Origin of the sequence: Actinomadura mexicana, from assembly GCF_900188105.1 — a bacterium.
GTDB classification, from domain to species: domain Bacteria; phylum Actinomycetota; class Actinomycetes; order Streptosporangiales; family Streptosporangiaceae; genus Spirillospora; species Spirillospora mexicana.
Genome location: NZ_FZNP01000007.1, coordinates 398871 through 419008, shown reverse-complemented (window position 1 = coordinate 419008; position 20138 = coordinate 398871). Strand labels below are relative to the sequence as shown.

Annotated in this window: 17 protein-coding genes, 1 pseudogene and 1 riboswitch; of the genes and pseudogenes, 14 read left to right on the top strand and 4 right to left on the bottom strand. The window is 73.5% G+C overall.

Annotation, left to right across the window (positions count from 1 at the left end):
* Positions 1 to 52: 52 nt before the first annotated feature.
* The 4 genes from uvrC to whiA all read left to right on the top strand — a co-directional run bounded on the left by uvrC (position 53) and on the right by whiA (position 4982).
* On the top strand, positions 53 to 2044 hold the full coding sequence (gene uvrC / locus CHC11_RS20740; RefSeq protein WP_089313396.1) for an excinuclease ABC subunit UvrC: 1992 nt from the start codon (positions 53 to 55) through the stop codon (positions 2042 to 2044).
* The gene (gene rapZ, locus CHC11_RS20735) at positions 2041 to 2919 is read left to right on the top strand and encodes an RNase adapter RapZ (protein ID WP_089313395.1); all 879 of its coding nucleotides are present in this window, start codon (positions 2041 to 2043) and stop codon (positions 2917 to 2919) included. The genes uvrC and rapZ overlap by 4 nt, the downstream gene beginning before the upstream one ends.
* Positions 2920 to 2971: 52 nt before the next feature.
* Positions 2972 to 3940, top strand: coding sequence for a gluconeogenesis factor YvcK family protein (locus CHC11_RS20730; protein WP_089313477.1), 969 nt, complete (start codon positions 2972 to 2974; stop codon positions 3938 to 3940).
* A gap of 61 nt (positions 3941 to 4001) precedes the next feature.
* Positions 4002 to 4982: a DNA-binding protein WhiA gene (whiA, locus tag CHC11_RS20725; RefSeq protein WP_089313394.1), complete on the top strand. Its 981-nt coding sequence runs from the start codon at positions 4002 to 4004 to the stop codon at positions 4980 to 4982.
* A 239-nt stretch (positions 4983 to 5221) separates the two neighbouring features.
* On the opposite strand, the gene CHC11_RS20720 is transcribed toward whiA, so the two are convergent.
* The 4 genes from CHC11_RS20720 to CHC11_RS20705 form a co-directional block, all read right to left on the bottom strand.
* Entirely contained in the window at positions 5222 to 7069 is a 1848-nt protein-coding gene (locus CHC11_RS20720; RefSeq protein ID WP_143227175.1) for a heparinase II/III domain-containing protein, read from the bottom strand.
* A gap of 78 nt (positions 7070 to 7147) precedes the next feature.
* Positions 7148 to 8356: a hypothetical protein gene (locus CHC11_RS41435; RefSeq protein ID WP_089313392.1), complete on the bottom strand. Its 1209-nt coding sequence runs from the start codon at positions 8354 to 8356 to the stop codon at positions 7148 to 7150.
* The gene (locus CHC11_RS40415) at positions 8346 to 9641 is read right to left on the bottom strand and encodes a hypothetical protein (protein WP_143227174.1); all 1296 of its coding nucleotides are present in this window, start codon (positions 9639 to 9641) and stop codon (positions 8346 to 8348) included. Before CHC11_RS40415 ends, CHC11_RS41435 begins: the two co-directional genes overlap by 11 nt.
* Before the next feature lie 11 nt (positions 9642 to 9652).
* Positions 9653 to 10414: a hypothetical protein gene (locus CHC11_RS20705; RefSeq protein ID WP_089313390.1), complete on the bottom strand. Its 762-nt coding sequence runs from the start codon at positions 10412 to 10414 to the stop codon at positions 9653 to 9655.
* 218 nt (positions 10415 to 10632) lie between these two features.
* Here CHC11_RS20705 and gap point away from each other — a divergent pair, with 218 nt between their 5' ends.
* The 10 genes and pseudogenes from gap to CHC11_RS20655 all read left to right on the top strand — a co-directional run bounded on the left by gap (position 10633) and on the right by CHC11_RS20655 (position 20138).
* Positions 10633 to 11637, top strand: coding sequence for a type I glyceraldehyde-3-phosphate dehydrogenase (gene gap, locus CHC11_RS20700; RefSeq protein WP_089313389.1), 1005 nt, complete (start codon positions 10633 to 10635; stop codon positions 11635 to 11637).
* Positions 11638 to 11712: 75 nt separating this feature from the next.
* Positions 11713 to 12900 (top strand): phosphoglycerate kinase, encoded by a 1188-nt coding sequence (locus CHC11_RS20695; protein WP_089313388.1) that lies wholly within the window; start codon positions 11713 to 11715, stop codon positions 12898 to 12900.
* A 3-nt stretch (positions 12901 to 12903) separates the two neighbouring features.
* The gene (gene tpiA / locus CHC11_RS20690; protein ID WP_089313387.1) at positions 12904 to 13713 is read left to right on the top strand and encodes a triose-phosphate isomerase; all 810 of its coding nucleotides are present in this window, start codon (positions 12904 to 12906) and stop codon (positions 13711 to 13713) included.
* A 139-nt stretch (positions 13714 to 13852) separates the two neighbouring features.
* The gene (gene secG, locus CHC11_RS20685; RefSeq protein WP_089313386.1) at positions 13853 to 14095 is read left to right on the top strand and encodes a preprotein translocase subunit SecG; all 243 of its coding nucleotides are present in this window, start codon (positions 13853 to 13855) and stop codon (positions 14093 to 14095) included.
* An 82-nt stretch (positions 14096 to 14177) separates the two neighbouring features.
* Positions 14178 to 14549 (top strand): RNA polymerase-binding protein RbpA, encoded by a 372-nt coding sequence (locus CHC11_RS20680; protein WP_089313385.1) that lies wholly within the window; start codon positions 14178 to 14180, stop codon positions 14547 to 14549.
* A gap of 390 nt (positions 14550 to 14939) precedes the next feature.
* Positions 14940 to 15875: a class A beta-lactamase gene (gene bla / locus CHC11_RS20675; RefSeq protein ID WP_089313384.1), complete on the top strand. Its 936-nt coding sequence runs from the start codon at positions 14940 to 14942 to the stop codon at positions 15873 to 15875.
* Complete coding sequence (locus CHC11_RS20670) at positions 15872 to 17128, top strand: MFS transporter (RefSeq protein ID WP_089313383.1); 1257 nt, start codon at positions 15872 to 15874, stop codon at positions 17126 to 17128. Before bla ends, CHC11_RS20670 begins: the two co-directional genes overlap by 4 nt.
* 77 nt (positions 17129 to 17205) lie before the next feature.
* Positions 17206 to 17697, top strand: coding sequence for an Lrp/AsnC family transcriptional regulator (locus tag CHC11_RS20665; protein ID WP_089313382.1), 492 nt, complete (start codon positions 17206 to 17208; stop codon positions 17695 to 17697).
* Between the two features lie 109 nt (positions 17698 to 17806).
* Positions 17807 to 18622, top strand: a pseudogene (locus CHC11_RS43905) (DMT family transporter); the annotation flags it as partial.
* Positions 18623 to 18726: 104 nt separating this feature from the next.
* Positions 18727 to 18813: riboswitch (ZMP/ZTP riboswitch) on the top strand.
* Between the two features lie 53 nt (positions 18814 to 18866).
* Entirely contained in the window at positions 18867 to 20138 is a 1272-nt protein-coding gene (locus tag CHC11_RS20655; RefSeq protein ID WP_089313380.1) for a serine hydroxymethyltransferase, read from the top strand.

The window sequence follows — 20138 nt, the reverse complement described above, 5'->3', positions numbered from 1 at the left end:
GCCGGGCGTGCGGGGGCTCGGCGTGTCGGTGTCGCCCATTAGGCTTTCGAGCGTGGCAGACCCGGCGACCTACCGACCCGCACCCGGCTCCATCCCGGAATCCCCGGGGGTGTACCGGTTCCGCGACGAGCACGGCCGGGTCATCTACGTGGGCAAGGCCAAGAACCTGCGTTCGCGGCTGAACTCCTACTTCGCCGACTTCTCCGCCCTGCACCCCCGCACCCAGACGATGGTGCAGACCGCCGCGCGCGTCGACTGGACGGTCGTCGGCACCGAGGTCGAGGCCCTCCAGCTGGAGTACTCCTGGATCAAGGAGTTCGACCCCAGGTTCAACGTCCGCTACCGCGACGACAAGTCCTATCCCTATCTCGCCGTCACCCTGAACGAGGATTTCCCGAGGGTGATGGTGATGCGGGGCGCCAAGCGGAAGGGCGTGCGCTACTTCGGGCCGTACTCCCACGCTTGGGCGATCCGGGAGACGGTCGACCAGCTGCTGCGCGTGTTCCCCGTCCGGACGTGCAGCGCCGGCGTGTTCAAACGGCAGCACCAGCTCGACCGGCCGTGCCTGCTCGGCTACATCGGCAAGTGCTCGGCGCCGTGCGTCGGCCGCGTCTCGCCCGACGAGCACCGCCTGCTCGCCGAGGACTTCTGCGACTTCATGGCCGGCGACACCACCCGGTTCATCAAGCGCCTCGAACGCGACATGCGCGAGGCCGCCACGTCCCAGGAGTACGAGCGCGCCGCCCGGCTCCGCGACGACATCCGCGCCCTGGAGCGCGCTCTGGAGAAGCAGGCGGTCGTACTGCCCGACCGCACCGACTGCGACATGATCGCCTTCGCCGAGGACGAGCTGGAGGCGGCCGTCCAGGTGTTCTACGTGCGCGGCGGCCGCATCCGCGGGCAGCGCGGCTGGGTCGTCGACAAGGTCGAGGACGTCACCACCGCCGACCTGGTCGAGCACTTCCTCATCCAGATCTACGGTGAGAGCGAGTCGGTGCCCCGCGAGGTCCTCGTCCCGGCCCTGCCGCCGGAGGAGGAGGCCATGGCCGAGCTGCTGTCGGAGCAGCGCGGCGGGCCCGTCCGGCTGCACGTCCCGCAGCGCGGCGACAAGCGGACCCTGCTGGAGACGGTGGCGCGCAACGCCCACGAGGCGCTCAAGCAGCACAAGACGCGCCGCGCGTCCGACCTCACCACCCGCAGCCGCGCGCTGCAGGAGCTCCAGGAGGCTCTGGAGCTCGACGACGCCCCCCTGCGGATCGAGTGCTACGACGTGTCCAACCTGCAGGGCACCGACGTGGTCGCGTCCATGGTCGTGTTCGAGGACGGCCTGGCCCGCAAGAGCGAGTACCGCCGGTTCACGATCAAGGCCGTGCAGGGGCAGGACGACGTCCGCTCCATCCACGAGGTCATCACCCGACGGTTCAGGCGCTACCTCGCCGAGAGCGAGAGGACCGGCGAGCTCGACACCCTCGGCGACCCGGAGGAGGAGGGCGCGCACCAGCCGATCGACCCGGAGACCGGCCGGCCGCGCAAGTTCGCCTACCCGCCCAACCTGGTCCTCGTCGACGGCGGCCCACCGCAGGTCGCGGCCGCGCAGCGCGCCCTCGACGAGCTCGGCGTCGACGACATCGCGGTGTGCGGGATCGCCAAGCGGCTGGAGGAGCTCTGGCTCCCCGGCGAAGGCGATCCGGTCATCCTGCCGCGCAACAGCGAGGGCATGTTCCTCGTCCAGCGGGTCCGCGACGAGGCGCACCGGTTCGCCATCACCTTCCACCGGCAGCGGCGTTCCAGGTCCATGACGGTCAGCGAACTCGATAACGTTCCGGGTCTGGGCCCGGCGCGCCGCGCGGCGCTGCTGAAGCACTTCGGATCGCTGAAGCGGCTGAAGGACGCGACGCCCGCGCAGGTCGCCGAGGTTCCGGGGATCGGCCTGCGCAGCGCGCAGAGCATCGTCGCGGCGCTGCACGGCGGCGCCGCGCCGGCGGGCGGCGGGGGCGGGGATCGCGGCGGGGACGACGGGGAGCACAGGGGGAGAGGCGCATGACCAGCGAGACCAAGATTCCGGACATCGTGATCGTCACCGGTATGTCCGGGGCGGGCCGCAGCACCGCGGCCAAGTCGCTGGAGGACCTCGACTGGTTCGTGGTCGACAACCTGCCGCCCGGACTGCTGGCCACGATGGCCGACCTCGGCGGCCGGGTGAAGGACGCGGTGCCGCGCATCGCCGTCGTCGTGGACGTCCGCAGCCGCGCGTTCACCGACGACCTGCACTCCTCGATCGCCGAGCTGGAGGCCCGCGGCGTCCACCCGCGGGTGGTGTTCCTGGAGGCCGGCGACGCCGACCTGGTGCGCCGGTTCGAGAGCGTCCGCCGTCCCCATCCGCTGCAGGGCGACGGCCGCCTGGTGGACGGCATCGCCCGCGAGCGCGAGCTGGTCCGCGAGGTCCGCGCCGAGGCCGACCTGGTGATCGACACCAGCGGCCTGAACGTGCACGAGCTGCGCAACAAGATCATCGGCTTCTTCGGCAACGACACCGGCGAGTCCAGCCTGCGCGCCACCGTCGTGTCGTTCGGCTACAAGTACGGCCTGCCGGTCGACGCCGACCTCGTCGTCGACTGCCGCTTCCTGCCGAACCCGCACTGGGTGCCGGAGCTGCGGCCGAAGACGGGGCGCGACACCGCCGTCCGCGACTACGTCCTCGGGCAGCACGGCGCCAAGGAGTTCCTGGACGCCTACGCCGAGGTGCTGCGGCTCCTCGCCGACGGGTACGAACGCGAGGGCAAGCACTACGTGACGCTCGCCGTGGGATGCACCGGTGGAAAACACCGTAGTGTTGCCATGGCGGAACAGATCGCCGCCCGGCTGCGGGACGAGGGCATCGAGGTGCAGGTCGCCCATCGTGACCTCGGCCGCGAATGACGGTCCGCGCCGGGAGCCGGCGGGGGTCCCGGACGAGGAGAGAAACGGCACGGTGAAGCCCCTCGGCCCGAAGGTCGTCGCGCTCGGCGGGGGCCACGGCCTCTACGCGTCGCTGTCGGCGCTGCGCCGCGTCACCGACCGGCTGACCGCGATCGTCACCGTCGCCGACGACGGCGGTTCCAGCGGCCGGCTGCGCCGCGAGCTCGGCGTGCTGCCGCCCGGCGACCTGCGGATGGCGCTCGCCGCACTCTGCGGCGACGACGAGTGGGGCCAGACCTGGCGGGACGTCGTCCAGCACCGCTTCCGCAGCGAGGGCGACCTGCAGGGCCACGCCGTCGGCAACCTGCTCATCGTCGCGCTGTGGGAGCTGCTCGGCGGTGACGGCGCCTCGCCCGGCTCCACCGTCGCCGGGCTCGACTGGGTCGGCCGGCTGCTCGGCGCGCACGGCCGCGTGCTGCCGATGGCCGCCGTCCCCATGGACATCGTCGCCGAGGTCCGCGGCGCCGACCCCGCCCGGCCCGACGAGATCACCCATGTCAAGGGCCAGGTGGCGTGCGCCAGGACGCCCGGCGGCGTGCTCGGCGTGTCGCTGGTGCCGGCCGACCCGCCCGCCTGCCCGGAGGCCCTCGCCGCCGTCGAGGACGCCGACTGGATCGTGTTCGGCCCCGGCTCGTGGTTCACCAGCGTCATGCCGCACCTGAAGGTGCCCGCGCTCGCCCGCGCCCTCACCACCACCCGCGCCCGCCGCGTCGTCGCGCTGAACCTCGCGCAGCAGCCCGGCGAGACCGACGACTTCTCCCCGCAGACGCACCTGGAGGTGCTGCAGGCGCACGCGCCCGACCTGCGCGTGGACGTCGTCCTCGCCGACCGCGCGGTGGTGGACGACCCGGACGCCCTCGACAAGGCCGTCCAGGACCTCGGCGGACGCCTCGTGCTCGCGGACGTCGCCGCCGACGACGGATCACCGCGTCATGAACCCGCCCGCCTGGCCCAAGCCTTCGTACAGATATTCACCGAGTGACGACCGGCGCGGCCGCGATCGGCCAGACTGCTGGAAGTCCGATAGGGGGAGGGTTCATCAGATGGCGATGACCGGTGTGGTCAAGGACGAGCTGAGCAGGCTCACGGTGCTGAAGCCGTGCTGCCGCAAGGCCGAGGTCTCGACGCTGCTGCGGTTCGCGGGCGGCCTGCACCTGGTCAGCGGCCGCATCGTGATCGAGGCCGAGATCGACACCGGTGTGGCGGCCCGGCGGCTGATCAAGGACATCTCGGAGGTCTTCGGGCACACCTCCGAGGTCGTCGTGCTCGCGCCGAGCGGCCTGCGCAAGGGCAACCGCTACGTCGTGCGCGTCTTCCGGGACGGCGAGTCCCTCGCCCGGCAGACCGGCCTCATCGACAACAACGGCCGGCCGGTCCGCGGACTGCCCCGGCACGTCGTCTCGGGTGCCGCCTGCGACGCCGAGTCGGCCTGGCGCGGCGCGTTCCTGGCGCACGGCTCCCTCACCGAACCCGGCCGCTCCATGTCGCTGGAGGTGACCTGCCCCGGTCCCGAGGCCGCGCTCGCCCTCGTCGGCGCCGCCCGCCGCCTGAAGATCCACGCCAAGGCCCGCGAGGTCCGCGGCGTCGACCGGGTCGTCGTCCGCGACGGCGACGCGATCGGCGCCCTGCTCACCCGGCTCGGCGCCCACGACAGCTACATGGCCTGGGAGGAGCGCCGGATGCGCCGCGAGGTCCGCGCCACCGCCAACCGGCTCGCCAACTTCGACGACGCCAACCTGCGCCGCTCCGCCCGCGCCGCCGTCGCCGCCGGCGCCCGCGTCGCCCGCGCCCTGGAGATCCTCGGCGACGACGCCCCCGAGCACCTGGTCAACGCCGGCCGCCTCCGCCTTGAGCACAAGCAGGCGTCCCTGGAGGAACTCGGCCAGCTCGCCGACCCGCCCCTCACCAAGGACGCCATCGCCGGCCGCATCCGCCGCCTCCTCGCCATGGCCGACAAGCGCGCGGGCGACCAGGGCATCCCCGGCACCGAAGCCAACCTCACCGCCGACATGCTCGCGCAGTAGTTCTCCGGGGGGCGACCCCCCACCCCCCCCGTCACGACGCAGGCGATCCTCACGCCGCTGTTGCGGTTCGTTGTGCCCGTTGCGGTTGGTGTGGCGTCGCTGCGGTCGCCCGCGTCGACGGGTCGGGCGACCTCCAGGCGCTGAGAGCGCCCTCCGGCCACCCGACCCGCGCCCTCGCTCAGGTCGACTCCAAGAGGGTCTTGGGCGGCACGTCCAAGAGCGTTGGATGTGGATGTTGGTCAGGGGAGGCGGCTGAGGGTGCCGTCGGGGTGGGCCTCGAAGGTCAGGTGATGGGTGGGGAAGGTCGCCTCCACGTGGAGGGTTCCGTCCGGGAGCGTGCGGGTTCGGATCCTCGGGCGTGCTTCGCCGCGGACGGGGGCGATCAGGGTCAGGACGCGGGCCGGCGGGATCCCGCCGCGGGCGGTGAAGGAGACCACCGGGGCGGGGAGCCTCCTGCGGGCGGAGGGGGCGATCCAGCCTTGCGGCGGGGTGCGGGAGCCCCGGACGACCCTGGTGGGCCCGCTCGTGGCGCCGGGGAGCGGCAACCGGATGAAGTGGACGCGGACGGGGCCTGCGGTGGCGATGGCGTTGAGGCCGTCCGGGACCGCGGTGAACGCCGCGGGCAGGTGCCAGAGCTGCTCGACGGGATGGGGGGCGGCGGAGCGCACCTCGTCCAGCACGGCGACGGCGTCGGGGTCGGACGCGGCGAGCACCGAGCGGGAGCGGGTCGTCCCGGCGAAGGCGGTGTCGGAGAACCGGAAGGTGTCGGCGCCGCGCCGGAAATCGTGCGCCACCAAGGCCGTTTCCGCGTTCTCGCGGAACGGTGCGCCGTGCACCACGAGCGTGTTGTGCGCCTCCGGCGAGGCCAGCCACCTCCGCCACGTCGTGTCGCTGTAGCCGATGTGGCCGCTCGGAACGAGGATGTCCCGGCCGAGCGCGTGGAAGGTGAGCGCCATGTGGTCGTTCTGCCCGTGCGCGTACCGGGCCGGGCCGAACCGCGCCGTGTAGGCCATCTCCTCGCTGAACGAGCGGCCCCCCCGGCCCCAGCCGGACCTGCCCACCACGTATCCGGCGCGGTAGAGGCGTGCTCGCTCTCTTGGCGGGACGCCTTTCGCGCCCTGCGTCGCCACGTACCTGAGCGGGCCCGTCCCGGGGGAGTCGATCGCGGAGGCTCTGGACGCGTACGACTCACCTATCTGGAGCAGGTCTCCGGCGGGTGTGGTCTGGAAGGCGATGAACTCGTCCAGCAGCCGGTGCCGGCGGACGAGTTCGGCGGGGACTGTACGGCCGCACTCCCGCATCACCCGGAACGCGCGCCGCCACCGGTTCCGGTTGTAGACGGCGTAGTGCGCGGACTGCTCGTTGCCGGCGCCCTCGTCGTCGATGGCCGGGCGCGCGCCGCCGGGCGGGGCGAGGATCGCGTCGAGCAGGCGCCGGTGGCCGAGCCCGGCGAGGTCCGCCCGGCCGATGCCGCAGCCCGCCGTCATGAGCGTCATCGACTCGTCGGTGCCGTGGTTCCAGGGGCCCGAGTAGTGCTCGGGACGGGCCAGCCACTGCGCGTGAGCGGCGATGGCCTCGTCCAGCCACCGTCCGCTCAGGTGCCTCCGCAGGCAGACGAGGGTGGCGAGGCGGAACTTGGCGGCCTGGCCGATCGCCTCGCGCCGGTGCCCGGAGAACCGTTCCGGGCGGGCGTTGTCCGCGAGCCAGTCCTGGGCGATGCCCGCGGCCGTCCTCAGCGCGGCGCGGTCGCCCGTCCGCTCGTACTCCCCGATGAGGCCGCCGAGCCATTCGAGGGAGTGGAACCAGAGCTGCCACGACCGGTCGCCGTACGGGTCGCGGCCCCAGTCCACGTCCGTCCCCACGGCGACGCGGACGGGGGCCGCGCTCGGTGTGGCGAACCGGCCCGTGCGAACCCGCGCCGCCGGGTTCGCCCTGTCCAGGCCGTTGTAGCCGAGGCAGACGGCCTGCGCCGCGCGGGCGGTCACCGGCACGACGGGCGGGCCGGCGCCCTGGCAGCCGCACGACAGCGACAGCAGGAGCGCGGCGCACGCCGCGCCGGGGGCGCTTCTCCAAGATCGATGGGCCACAGTCCCACAACACACGTGGGGCGCCCTACCGGCGGACCGCCACCGGTGAAGGGACGGTAAACATTCGGGGCCGCGCGGTCAGCGGGGGGTGTTGTCGCCGCGCAGCACGCGCTCGATGAGGTCGTCGCGGAGCTGGCCGTAGCCGGTCTCGGCCCACACGCTGCGGGACGGGTCGGCCTCGTAGTAGGGGACCTCCCGGCCGTCACGGCGGTCGGTGAGGACCTCGGGTGTGCGCTTGTCGCGGGCCGCGCGGGCGCACGGGCGGCAGGTCCGGACGCTCAGCCGCCTGCGGGAGCCGAGGGGCCGCCAGTCGAGCTCGCTGGTCGCGTCGCCGTGGAGGGGGTTGAAGAAGCACAACGGGACGGGCGGGATCTCGGGCCTGCCCTTCGCGACGGCCTGCGCGGAGGCGAGGGCGTCGCGGCCCTGGTCGAGCAGGACCAGGACGCCGGCCAGGTCGGGGACGCCCCGCGCCGCGTCGAGGGTCTTCCCCGCGGCCTGGTAGGCGTCCAGGGCGCGGGCCACCAGGGTACGGGGCCGCTCGCCGGAGGTCGGGACGGTGCTGTCGTCCAGCAGCTCCCCGAACGCGATGACCTCGCGGGACGCCTGCTCGCGGAGCTGGTCCTCGGTGGCGCGGTTCGCCGTGGCGAACACCGTGCGGGGCATCAGCAGCCTCTCGCCCTCGCGGCGGACGGAGGCCATCCGGCGCCGCCGCCACAGCAGGAACCCGGCGGCCCCGGCCGCGGCCGCGCCCGCCGCGCCCGCGCCGAGGGGCAGCGCGAGCCCGCCCCCCTCCGCGCCGCGCCCGGGCGGCGGGGTGCCGTGGCGGGCCTTGTAGCGCTTGTCGATCTCGGCGGAGACCCGGTCGTACTCCTGCTGGCCGGTGCCGGAGACGATCAGGTCGGCGACGCGGGACAGCCGGTCGGCGAGCGGCGCGTCGTCCATGGCGCGGTCCAGGGTGACCGCCCAGGCCGCGCGGTCGGCCCGGTGGTCGCCGCCCCACTCGCGCGCCCTCAGGTCCTGGGAGTCGTCGTCGAAGGTGATGAAGATCCCGTCGCGGCCGAGCCGGTCGTGCACGACGGTCGCGAGCTGCTCGGCGTCCGTCCACGTGCCGCCCTTGACGATGGGGACCAGCACGACGAACACCGGCGCGGGCGCCCTGCGGAGCTTGGCGATGAGCGCGCGGCGGGCCGCCGCGGGGAGCGCGGACGCCAGGGACGGGTCGACGTGCACGGGGGAGCGGCGAAGGGCGGCGGCCAGCCGTTCGCCGGGGGTGGGTTCAGTCAACACCGAGGTACCTCATCACACGGGGGAGGAAGGTCTTGCCGTGGGCGCCCCACGCCGTGTCGCGCCACACGCCCGGGACGAGGGTGTGCGGGCGGTGGCCGTCCGGGCCCGGGATCTGCAGGAGGCGCCGCTCGTCGAGTCCGTGCCGATGGTCGAGATCGCGGCAGTCGGCGCAGAGCGGGCACGGCCTCGGCAGGGCGCCGCCGTGCCCCTTCTCCAGCTTCCCTACGCGCCTGCGCACGACCGACCCGCCGTGCAGCGGGTTCACCAGGCACGGGGACGGCGGGGACGCGACGTCCCGGGTCAGGGCGATGCGCCCCTGGCGGGCCAGGACGATCGCGCCGACCAGGTCGATCGCCTTGCTCTCGTCATCCTTGGCGTCGTCGTAGAGGATCTGGGCGGCGTCGTAGGCGGAGACGGCGTAGGCGCGTCCCTGCTCGCCGCCGGCCGTGGTCAGCAGGCGGCGAAGCCTCTCCAGATCCTTGGCGCCGTGCCGGCGGAGCCAGCTCATGCTCGGCCTGGTGCGCGCCTGGGCGTGCCGTCCGGGCCTCCGCCGGACCGGGGAGCGCGACCGCCCGCCCCGGCGCAGCGCCAGGACACCGAGGCCCAGCCAGTACAGGACCGCGGCCCCCGCCGGCCCGGCGAGCAGGAGGCCGGTCAGCAACGGCGCCTTGATCTCCGGTTCGTCGGCCCTCAGGGTGTTCTCCTGCCCGAACGGGTCCGGGCTGGAGTACGACCGCGGCATGGTGGGGGACGCCGAGGGCGCCGCCGCGTGGCCGTCCAGCCTCCTGATGATCCGTTCGGCGAGCCCGTCGAACGGACGCTCGGAGTCGGCGGGCGACGCGGCGCCCGGTTCGTCGTCCTCGTCCAGCGGGGACGGGCCCTCGCGCGGCACGTTGAACGCCTCGGACTCCAGGTGGCCGTGCGGGTCGGCCATCACGTAGAGGCCGTCGCGGCGCGAGCGGTCGTGCAGCATGAACAGGAACGCGTCGTCGCGGCCCTGCGACTCCGACTGGCTCGGGTTCGGGATCACCACGACGTACGCCGGCGTGCCGAGCCGCCTGGCCGTATCGGCGAGGGCCGCGCGGAGGCGGGCGCGGTCGGACGCGCCGAGCGCCTGCGCGACGTCCGGGTCGACGAACAGCGGATCCTTGGCCAGCGCGGCGCCCACCCGGTCGAGCCGGTGATAGGCGTACGGGGGCGGCTCGTCGGCCGCGGCGGCGCGGGGAAGCACCGCGAGCGCGGAAAGGGCGAGGGCGGCGAGCACCAACGGGAACCGCAGAGCCACTGGAGACCGCCTCATCTGCGGGCCTTCCTGCTGTTCTGCTTCTGCTTCTGCTTCTTCTTCGGCGGCGGCCTCCTGGGCAGCCGCGCCCGCCTCGCCGACCGGACGCGGCGGCCGACCAGCAGGCCCAGGATCGTGGCCCCGCTCAGCGCGGCGCCGCCGCCGAACACGCCCCACTCGATGCGGGACGCCCGCCGGTCGGCCGCGTCGTCGGCGTCCAGGGCCTTGCGGACCTTCGACTTCGGCCTCGGGCGCGGATGGTCGCGGCGCTCCCCGGCATGCCCCGACAGGGCGATGTCCACGAACCGCGCGATCACCTCCGGGGCGCCCGCGTCGTAGGGGGTCTCGAAGTCCGCGGCCGCCCAGGCGTCGTCGAGCGGGAGGCCGCGGACGCCGCCGAAGTGGCGGACCTCGCCGCCCCCGCCGGCCGGGGGCACCACGATGTAGACGCCGTCCTTGCGGAGCCGGTCGCGCAGCAGCGAAGCGAAAGACTCGGACGGGTTCTGCGGTCCGAGGCCCGAGGTCGGCGTCACCGCCACGTACGCGGGGACTCCGAGCCGGGCGACGGACGCCCTGATCCGCGCGGCGGCGTCCGGGGGCAGCGCGCGGGGCGCGTGGTCGGTGACGTACACGGGGTCGCGGCGGAGCGCGGCGGCGATGGCGTCCGCGCGGCTCTCCGGTCTGGCGCGCTCCAACGAGGGAGCGGCCTCGGCCGGGCAGCCGAGCAGCACGGCCCCCACCAGCCCCGCCAACAGAACCGACCACCCGCGCCCCATGGCCCGCGAGTGTAGTGATGATCGTGTTATGTCGTGACAGGGGCCCGTCGCGCTCCCCCTACCGGGGGAATGCGGGCTCACCCGTGAATCCCACGAAACCGGTGTCCGGCTACTCGTGGGTCATTGGATAGGGTCTGAGGTGGGGGAGAACCCCGGATCGACCGTAGGTAAGAGCCCGGCTGGCACCGGGCGATACGACGTACGAGGAGAGCGGTTCCGTGACCATCCGAGTAGGCATCAACGGGTTCGGCCGGATCGGCCGCAACTTCTACCGCGCGGTGAAGGCGTCCGGGGCCGACATCGAGGTCGTGGCGGTCAACGACCTGACGGACAACGCCACGCTTGCCCAGTTGCTCAAGTACGACAGTATCCTCGGCCGCCTCCCCGAGGACGTGCGCGCCACCGAGGACGAGATCGTCGTGGGCGGCAAGGCCATCAAGGCCTTCGAGGAGCGCGACCCCGCGAACCTCAAGTGGAGCGAGGTCGGCGCCGACATCGTCGTTGAGTCGACCGGCTTCTTCACCGACGCGAACAAGGCCCGGGTGCACGCCGACAACGGCGCCAAGAAGGTCATCATCTCCGCGCCGGCCAAGAACGAGGACCTCACCGTCGTCCTCGGCGTCAACGAGGACAAGTACGACCCGGCGAACCACACGGTGATCTCCAACGCGTCCTGCACCACCAACTGCCTGGCCCCGCTGGCCAAGGTGCTGCACGACACCTTCGTCATCGAGAAGGGCCTGATGACGACGATCCACGCCTACACGCAGGACCAGAACCTGCAGGACGCGCCGCACAAGGACCTGCGCCGCGCCCGCGCCGCCGCGCTGAACGTGGTCCCCACCTCCACCGGCGCCGCCAAGGCGATCGGCCTGGTGCTGCCCGAACTGAAGGGCAAGCTGGACGGCTACGCCCTGCGCGTCCCGGTGCCGACCGGCTCGGCCACCGACCTCACCGTCGAACTGTCCCGGGAGGTGACGGTCGAGGAGGTCAACGAGGCGTTCAAGGCCGCCGCCGACGGCCCGCTGAAGGGCTACCTCACCTACACCGAGGACCCGATCGTCTCCAGCGACATCGTCACGGACCCGTCGTCCTGCATCTTCGACTCCGGGCTGACCAAGGTCATCGGCGACCAGGTGAAGGTCGTCGGCTGGTACGACAACGAGTGGGGCTACTCCAACCGCCTCGTCGACCTGGTGAAGCTCGTCGGCTCGCAGCTGTAACCGAAGCCCGTCACCGCCGTGGCCGCGCGACGCGCGGCCACGGCGGGGCCGTGTACGGAAGGACACCGCATCCCGATGCGCACCATTGACGACCTCGACGTCGCAGGACGGCGCGTGCTGCTGCGCGCGGACCTCAACGTCCCGCTGCACGATGGGCGGATCACCGACGACGGGCGGATCCGGGCCAGCCTGCCGACGATCGAGGCGCTGCGGGCCCGCGGCGCCAGGGTCATCGTCTGCGCCCACCTCGGCCGTCCCAAGGGGGAGGTCAAGCCCGGGCTCTCGCTCGCGCCGGTCGCCGCCCGCCTGGGCGAGCTGCTCGGCACGGAGGTGGCGTTCGCGGCCGACGTCGTGGGCGACTCCGCCCGCGCGGCGGCCGGCGGCCTCGCCGACGGCGGCGTCGCGCTGCTGGAGAACCTGCGCTTCGAGCCGGGCGAGACCAGCAAGGACGACGCCGAGCGCGGCGCCTTCGCCGACCGGCTGGCCGCCCTCGCCGAGGTCTACGTCGGGGACGGGTTCGGCGCGGTGCACCGCAGGCACGCGTCGGTCTACGACGTGCCGGAGCGGCTCCCGCACGCCGCGGGCGGGCTGATCGCCACCGAGGTCGAGGTGCTCAGGAAGCTCACCGAGGACGTCGAGCGCCCCTACGCGGTCGCGCTCGGCGGGTCCAAGGTGTCCGACAAGCTCGGGGTCATCGACAACCTGCTCGGCAAGGCCGACCGCATCCTGATCGGCGGCGGCATGGTGTTCACCTTCCTCAAGGCGCAGGGGCACGAGGTCGGCGAGAGCCTCCTGGAGGAGGACCAGCTCGGCACCGTCCGCGAGTACCTGCGGCGCGCTGAGGAGACCGGCGTCGAGTTCGTGCTGCCGGTCGACATCGTCGCGGCCACCGCGTTCGCCGCGGACGCCGACCACGACGTGGTGCCGGCCGACGCGATCCCGGCCGGCCGGCTGGGCCTGGACATCGGGCCCGAGTCCGGCAAGTTGTTCGCCTCGCGCCTCGCCGACGCCCGGACGGTCTTCTGGAACGGACCCATGGGCGTGTTCGAGATGGAGCCCTTCTCGCACGGCACCCGCGCCGTCGCGCAGGGTCTCATCGACTCCGGTGCCTTCACCGTGGTCGGCGGCGGCGACTCGGCCGCGGCCGTCCGGCTGCTCGGCTTCGACGAGGCGGCCTTCTCCCACATCTCGACCGGCGGCGGCGCGAGCCTCGAGTACCTCGAAGGCAGGACGCTGCCCGGCCTGCAAGCCCTGGAGGACTGACCGATGGCACGCGCGACCCCTTCCGGCGGCCCGAGCGGACGCAAGCCGCTCATGGCCGGCAACTGGAAGATGAACAACAACCACCTCGAGGCGATCGCGCTCGTCCAGAAGATGGCGTTCGCGCTCAAGGACGCGGACTACGCCGCCGTCGACGTCGCGGTGATCCCGCCGTTCACCGCGCTCCGCTCGGTGCAGACCCTGATCGAGGCCGACAAGTACGGGATCCAGTACGGCGCGCAGGACGTCTCCCAGCACGTCTCCGGCGCCTACACCGGTGAGATCTCCGCGGCGATGCTGGCCAAGCTCGGCTGCACCTACGCCGTCGTCGGGCACTCCGAGCGGCGCCAGTACCACGCCGAGGACGACGCGGTCGTCAACGCCAAGGCCAAGGCCGCGCTCGCCGCCGACCTCTCCCCGATCCTGTGCGTCGGCGAGGGGCTGGAGGTCCGCAAGGCCGGCGGCCACGTGCCGCACGTGCTCGCGCAGATCGACGGCGGGCTCGAAAAGATCACCGCCGACCAGGTGCGGCGCACCGTGATCGCCTACGAGCCGGTCTGGGCGATCGGCACCGGCGAGGTCGCCACCCCGCAGGACGCGCAGGAGGTCTGCGCGGCCATCCGCACGCGGCTCGCCGAGTTGTACGACGGCGGAGTGGCCGACGAGGCGCGTATCCTGTATGGCGGTTCGGTCAAGGGCGGGAACGTCGCCGGGATCATGGCGCAGACCGACGTGGACGGCGCTTTGGTCGGTGGTGCCAGCCTGGACCCGGGAGAGTTCGTCAAAATCTGCCGGTACCGGGATCTGCCGGTCTGATCAAAACTGATCAATTCCGCGTGAACCAGGGGTTCTTGCCGAACCAGCGAAGACTTCGTCGTACCCTTCGTAGCTGACGGGTAAACGCCCGGTCCGGCTCGAGCTCCGTCCTGAACTACAGACAAGGCGCTGAAGAAACGTGATCATCGCAACGTCCATCGTGCTCATCGTCACGAGCCTGCTGATGGTGGTCCTCGTCCTGATGCACAAGGGCAAGGGCGGCGGCCTGTCCGACATGTTCGGCGGCGGCGTCTCGTCCTCCCTCGGAGGGTCTTCGGTGGTCGAGCGCAACCTCGACCGGCTGACCATCGGCGTCGGGGTCGTCTGGTTCGCCTCGATCGTCGTGCTCGGGCTGCTGTTCAAGCACAAGGGCGTCGGCTGAGCCGTCCCGTCCAACACATGCGAGCGCCGCGCCGCCCTCGAAGGTCACGGGCGGCGGCGGATCACCAAGCGAGGAGTATTCCGTGGGTAGTGGCAACGCGATCCGGGGCAGCCGTGTCGGGGCCGGTCCGATGGGAGAGGCGGAGCGCGGCGACGCCGCCCCCCGCGTCTGGGTGACCTTCTACTGCGCCAACCGGCACGAGACCCGCCCCAGCTTCGCGACGGACGTCGCGGTCCCCGAGACATGGGACTGCCCGCGCTGCGGGTTCCCCGCCGGCCAGGATTCCGACAACCCCCCGGCCCCGCCGAAGACGGAGCCGTACAAGACCCACCTCGCGTACGTGAAGGAGCGGCGCAGCGACGAGGACGGCGAGGCCATCCTGGAGGAGGCGCTCGCCAAGCTCCGGCAGAAGCGCGCCGCCGTCAAGCAGGCCATGGAGGCCGCGGCCCGCTGACGCCCGCCGAAGCCGCACCGTGTGGCCCGACCCGAGCAGGGGCCGGGCCACACGCCTTTTCGGGCCGGTTCCGCGGCCGGGCGGGGGCGGCGGCGTTCCGCGGCCGGGGGCGCGGAGGCGGGCGGTGGCCGGCCCGAAGATCGATGACCGCCCCGCCCGCCGCCGCGATGCCGGCACCTGCGCGAGCCGCCAAGCGCCGGACCCAGGCGACACACCGCCGTCGGCAGAATCGCCGGGTCTGCGCGACCTCGCCTCGGCCGCGGGCCTGACCAGGTCTGATATGCGCATGTGTATGGCGGTACGAGTGATATCCATATTGGACGTCACGCGTGCGGCTCTGGTCTGCTGAGCCGCGTCCGCCCTCCGCCCCGGGAAAGCAGGTGCCCCCGCATGCCGTTCGAGCGTTCCGGTCCGTCCCGGCGGGCCCTGCTGGCCGTCGCGGCGCTCCTGCCGCTGGCGGGATGCGGCGAGAAGGAGCGCCCGTCCGCCGCGGCGTCGCCGCCGCCCGCCCGGCCCTCGGCCGCACTGCCGGACATGTCGCGGTTCGCGGCGCTCGAACGCCGGCACGGCGCCCGCCTCGGGGTGTACGCGACGGCGACCGGGACCGGAGCCGAGGTGGCCTACCGCGCCGACGAGCGTTTCGCGTTCTGCTCCACCTTCAAGGCGCTCGCCGCGGCGGCGGTCCTGCACGGCAATCCGCTCGGCCACCTCGACGAGCGGGTCACCTACACCCGGGCCGACGTGAACTCCATCTCACCGATCACCAAGGACCGCGTCGACACCGGGATGACCATCCGGGAGCTGTGCGAAGCCGCCGTCCGCCACAGCGACGGCACGGCGGGGAACCTGCTGATGCGCGACGCCGGCGGCCCGGCGCGGCTGACCGCCTACCTGCGCGGGCTCGGCGACACCGTCAGCCGCATGGACGACTACGAGCCCGAGCTGAACAGGATCCGTCCAGGCGACCCGCGGGACACCACCACCCCCCGGGCGATCGCCGCCGACTACCGCGCGATCGTCCTCGGGGACGCACTGGAGCCCGCAAAACGCGCCCTGGTCCGCGGCTGGCTCGAACGCAGCGCCACGACGGTCGGAGCCGAACGCGTCAAGGCCGGACTGCCCGAGGGGTGGAGGACGGCGAGTAAGACCGGGACGGGCGACTACGGCAGGGCCAACGACATCGCCGTCGTGTGGCCACCCCGGGGCGCTCCCCTCATGGTGGCCGTCATGTCCGACCGCCCGGGATACGACACTCCGCCCAAGAACGCCCTGATCGCGCAGGCCACGGAGCTGGTCGTCTCCGACCTGTCCCGGGCAGGGCTGTGACCGTCTCCGTCCCCGCGCCCGTCCCCGCGCCCGCCCCCGCGCCCTCCGGCCTGCGGCCCGCGCCCGCCGCGGACCCGTCCGGCCGCAGGGTGATCGTGACGGTGGTGGCGATCCAGCTCGCCGCCAGCCTCGGCTTCTTCGCGGTGATGTCGCACCTCGTCGCCCACCTCCGGCACGACCTCGGGCTGCTGGCCGGCACGGTCGGGCTGGTCCTCGGGGTGCGGGTGGGCCTGCAGTTCGCGCTGCTCCTGCCGGTCGGCACGGTCACCGACCTGCTCGGCGCGCGCCGGACCGGATTGATCTCCTGCGCCGTGCGCGCGCTGGGGTTCGTGATGCTCGGGTCCGCCGGGAGCGTGGGCGCGCTGCTCTGCGCGGCCGTCGCCCTCGCGGTCGGCGGCGCGCTCTACAACCCCGCGGGCCACAGCCTGCTCGCGTCCGTCGGCCCCGGCAGCAGGTCCGGCGGATTCGCCGCCTATGTCGCCGCCCAGCACCTGGCGACGGTCGCCGGCCCGCCGATGGGGCTCCTCCTGCTGGGCATGGGGCCGGGGTTCCCGCTCCTGGCGGGGACGGCCGCCGCCCTGTGGACGGTCGCCGGCGTCCTGTTCCTGTTCGTGCCCCGGTCCGGTGGGAAGGGCGCGCCCGCGCGTTTCCGCGACGTCCTCGCCGGCGTGCGGGCGGTGCTCGGCGACCGCGCGTTCCTGTTCTTCGCGCTGCTGACCGCGCCCACGACGCTGCTCGCCACCCACATCATGACGGCGGTGCCCCTCCTCGGTTTCGAACCTGCGGTGGCCACACTGTGCTTCTCCCTCCTGGCCATGGTCGCGGCGGCGGCCCAGCCCTTCGTCGCCGTCCGGCGCCGCGGTGAGCGGCCGTGGGTGCTGCGGACCGGCCTGCTGTGCGCCGCGGCGGGGTTCTTCGTTCTCGCGGCGCTGGACGGCACGCAGCCGGGTCCGCTGATGCTCGCGGCCGTCCTCAACGGGGCCGCGAACGGCCTCGTCCAGCCGTCGGTGTTCCAGCGGACCGCGCGGCGCGCCCCGCCGGAGCGCTTCGGCTCGTACTACGGCGTCCTGGCGTTCTGCGCCGGCATGTTCTCCTTCGCGGGCGACCTGGTGATCGGCCGCCTCTTCGACCTCGGCCCGGCGGGCGCGGCGTGGGCCCTCACCGGGGTCGGCGCCTGCGCGCTGCTGGCCGTGGCCGGCACCATGGCGGGCCCCGCGGCGGGCGCCATGGCGGGCCCGGCCCGGGGCGAATAATCTTCGGGGAACGGGACGTCCGGGCGCGGTTCCCGCGCGGGAGTTCGGCGTCCGCCGGGCAGTTCGGGAGGAACCACATGGACGCGGTCGACCAGGCGATCCTGCGGCGCCTGCAGCGGGACGGGCGGCAGACCAACCGCGAACTGGCGGAGGCGGTGGGGGTCGCGCCGTCCACGGCCCTGGAGCGGACGCGGGCGCTGCGCTCGCGGGGCGTCATCACCGGGTTCCACGCGGCGGCCGACCTGGAGCGGCTGGGACGCGGCGTGCAGGCGCTGATCTCGATCAGGATCCGGCCGCAGTCGCGCGAGGCGATCGAGTCCGCCCGCGACAGCATGGCCTCGATGCCCGAGACGATCGGGGTCTTCGTGGTGACCGGGAACGAGGACCTGCTCGTCCACGTGGCCGTGCCGAGCACCGCCTACCTCCGCGACTTCGTGCTCGACCGGCTGGCGCGCCGCAAGGAGTACGTGGACGTCCGCACCATCGTCGTCTACGACTACGTGCAGCCGGTGGAGCAGTCCGAACTTCCGTCGGCCCACCGGTCCGAAGGGCGAACGCCCTACAGCTGACGCCTGGAGTTCTCCGGCTGCGGCGAAGGAACGACGGTGCCAGCTGACTGGGGCGAACGAATGACGGCACAGAGCGCCAGATCCCGCATGTTCGCCTAGCTTCGGCGGCATGGACCGATGGAACAACTCATCTGGTGCGCTGCTGGTGCTCGCCGCCGGTGTGCTCTGGGGGACGGTCGGGCCGGCGCAGGTGCTGGCCGGGCCGTCCGCCGGCCCGGTCGCCGTCGGCGGCGCCCGGATCCTCTCGGGCGGGCTCGTCCTCGCCGTCCTCGTGCTCGTGGCGGACCGCCGCGCGTTCCTGGCGCTGACCCGGCGGACCTGGCCCGCCCTGCTGGCCGCCTCGGCCGCGACCGGTACCTTCCAGGCGTCGTTCTTCAGCGCGGTCGACCGGACGGGCGCCGCCGTCGCGACCGCCGTCGTGTTCGGGCTCGCGCCCGTCTCCACCGGCCTCTGCGAGCGGCTCGCCCTGGGCGCCCGGCTCGGCCGCCGCTGGTGGGCCGGGACGGCCTGCGCGGTCGGCGGCGTGGCGCTGCTGATGGTGCCGGGGGAGGCCGTCCACGCCGACCCGGCCGGGATCGCGCTGAGCCTGGTCGGCGGCACCTGCTTCGGCGTCTACACGGTGTCGGCCAAGGTGCTGACGGGCCTCAGCGCCGGGATGAGGGGGATCGGGATGGCCGGCGCGGTGTCGGTGACGCTGCTGGCCGGGGGAGCGGCCCTGCTGCCCTGGACGCTGCCGGAGCTGCCCGCGCTCGCCGAGCCGCGCTCGGCGGCCCTGGCGGCCTGGCTGGGGATCGCCGCCACCGCCGCCGCGTACATGTTCTTCGTCACCGGCCTCGGCCGGGTGGCGGCCGCGACCGCCGGGACGCTCAGCCTCGCCGAGCCGCTCGTCGCCACCGGCCTGGCCGTGGCCGTCCTCGGCGAGCGGATGTCGGCGCCGGTCGCGGCGGGGTCGCTGCTGCTGATGGGGGGGCTGTCCCTGGTCTCGGTCCCCGCGGGTGCGCCGCGCGGGCGCGGGACGGCCCGGTATGATGGCGCCCACGCGACTGGCGCAGTCAAGGTGGAGACGACCACCGGGGAGCGAGAGTAGTCCGCACACCGCGCGCCTGGGTGTACGGGTCCCCTTCGCCGGGGCGCCCGACGCCCCGGCGCGAGCAGCGCGGAGGCTCACGATGCACGAACCGGCCGTACCCCATCTGCAGGGCCAGGACCCCGAGATCGCCGCGCTGGTGGAGGCCGAGGCCCGCCGCCAGTACGAGAAGATCCGCTTGATCGCCTCGGAGAACTACGTCTCGGAGGCGGTGCTGGAGGCCGCCGGCACGGTCCTGACCAACAAGTACTCCGAGGGCTACGCGGGCAAGCGCTACTACGAGGGCCAGCAGAACGTCGACCCTGTCGAACTGCTCGCCATCGAGCGGGCGAAGGGCGTGTTCGGCGCCGAGCACGCCAACGTCCAGCCCTACTCGGGCTCGCCCGCCAACCTCGCCGTCTACATGGCGTTCCTTGAGCCCGGCGATCCGGTCATGGGCCTGTCGCTGCCGATGGGCGGCCACCTCACGCACGGCTGGTCGGTGTCGGCCACCGGCAAGTGGTTCCGGCCCGTCCGCTACGACGTGCGCGCCGACACCGGCCGGGTCGACATGGACCAGGTGCGCGACCTCGCCCTCAGGGAGCGGCCGAAGCTGATCTGGTGCGGCGGCACCGCGGTCCCGCGAACGATCGACTTCCCGGCGTTCGCCGAGATCGCCCGGGAGGCCGGCGCGGTCCTGGCCGCCGACATCGCGCACATCGCGGGCCTGGTCGCCGGTGGCGCGCACCCGTCCCCGGTCGGGCACGCCGACGTCGTCACCACCACCACGCACAAGACGCTGCGCGGCCCCCGCGGCGCCATGATCCTTTCGACGGCGGAGCACGCGAAGGCGGTCGACAAGGCCGTGTTCCCCGGGCTGCAGGGCGGGCCGCACAACCACACGACGGCCGCGATCGCCGTCGCGCTGAAGGAGGCGGCGCGGCCGGACTTCGCCGGGTACGCACGGCAGGTCGTCGCGAACGCCAAGGTGCTGGCCGCCGCGCTGCTGGACCGCGGCTACGACCTGATCTCCGGCGGTACCGACAACCACCTCATCCTCATCGACCTGACCGGCAAGGGCGTGGCGGGCAAGCCCGCCGCGCAGGCCCTCGACCGCGCCGGCATCGAGCTGAACTACAACGCCGTCCCGTTCGACCCGCGCAAGCCCTTCGACCCGTCCGGGTTGCGGCTCGGCACCGCCGCGATCACCACCCGGGGGATCGGCGAGGAGCACATGCCGCAGCTCGCCGCGTGGATCGACGAGGTCGTGCAGGCCACCGCCAAGCAGGACGAGGCGGTCCTGGACCGGGTCGCCGGGCAGGTCCGCGAGCTGCTCGCGTCCTACCCGATGCCCGGCTGGCGGTCCGCGCCCTGA

Excerpts from the sequence above, each read along its gene's own strand:
- CHC11_RS20665 (WP_089313382.1), top strand. The coding sequence starts at position 17,206 with ATGGACGCGGTCGACCAGGCGATCCTGCGGCGCCTGCAGCGGGACGGG.
- bla (WP_089313384.1), top strand. The coding sequence starts at position 14,940 with ATGCCGTTCGAGCGTTCCGGTCCGTCCCGGCGGGCCCTGCTGGCCGTC.
- whiA (WP_089313394.1), top strand. The coding sequence starts at position 4,002 with ATGGCGATGACCGGTGTGGTCAAGGACGAGCTGAGCAGGCTCACGGTG.
- rapZ (WP_089313395.1), top strand. The coding sequence starts at position 2,041 with ATGACCAGCGAGACCAAGATTCCGGACATCGTGATCGTCACCGGTATG.
- CHC11_RS20695 (WP_089313388.1), top strand. The coding sequence starts at position 11,713 with ATGCGCACCATTGACGACCTCGACGTCGCAGGACGGCGCGTGCTGCTG.
- CHC11_RS20705 (WP_089313390.1), bottom strand. The coding sequence starts at position 10,414 with ATGGGGCGCGGGTGGTCGGTTCTGTTGGCGGGGCTGGTGGGGGCCGTG.
- CHC11_RS20655 (WP_089313380.1), top strand. The coding sequence starts at position 18,867 with ATGCACGAACCGGCCGTACCCCATCTGCAGGGCCAGGACCCCGAGATC.
- tpiA (WP_089313387.1), top strand. The coding sequence starts at position 12,904 with ATGGCACGCGCGACCCCTTCCGGCGGCCCGAGCGGACGCAAGCCGCTC.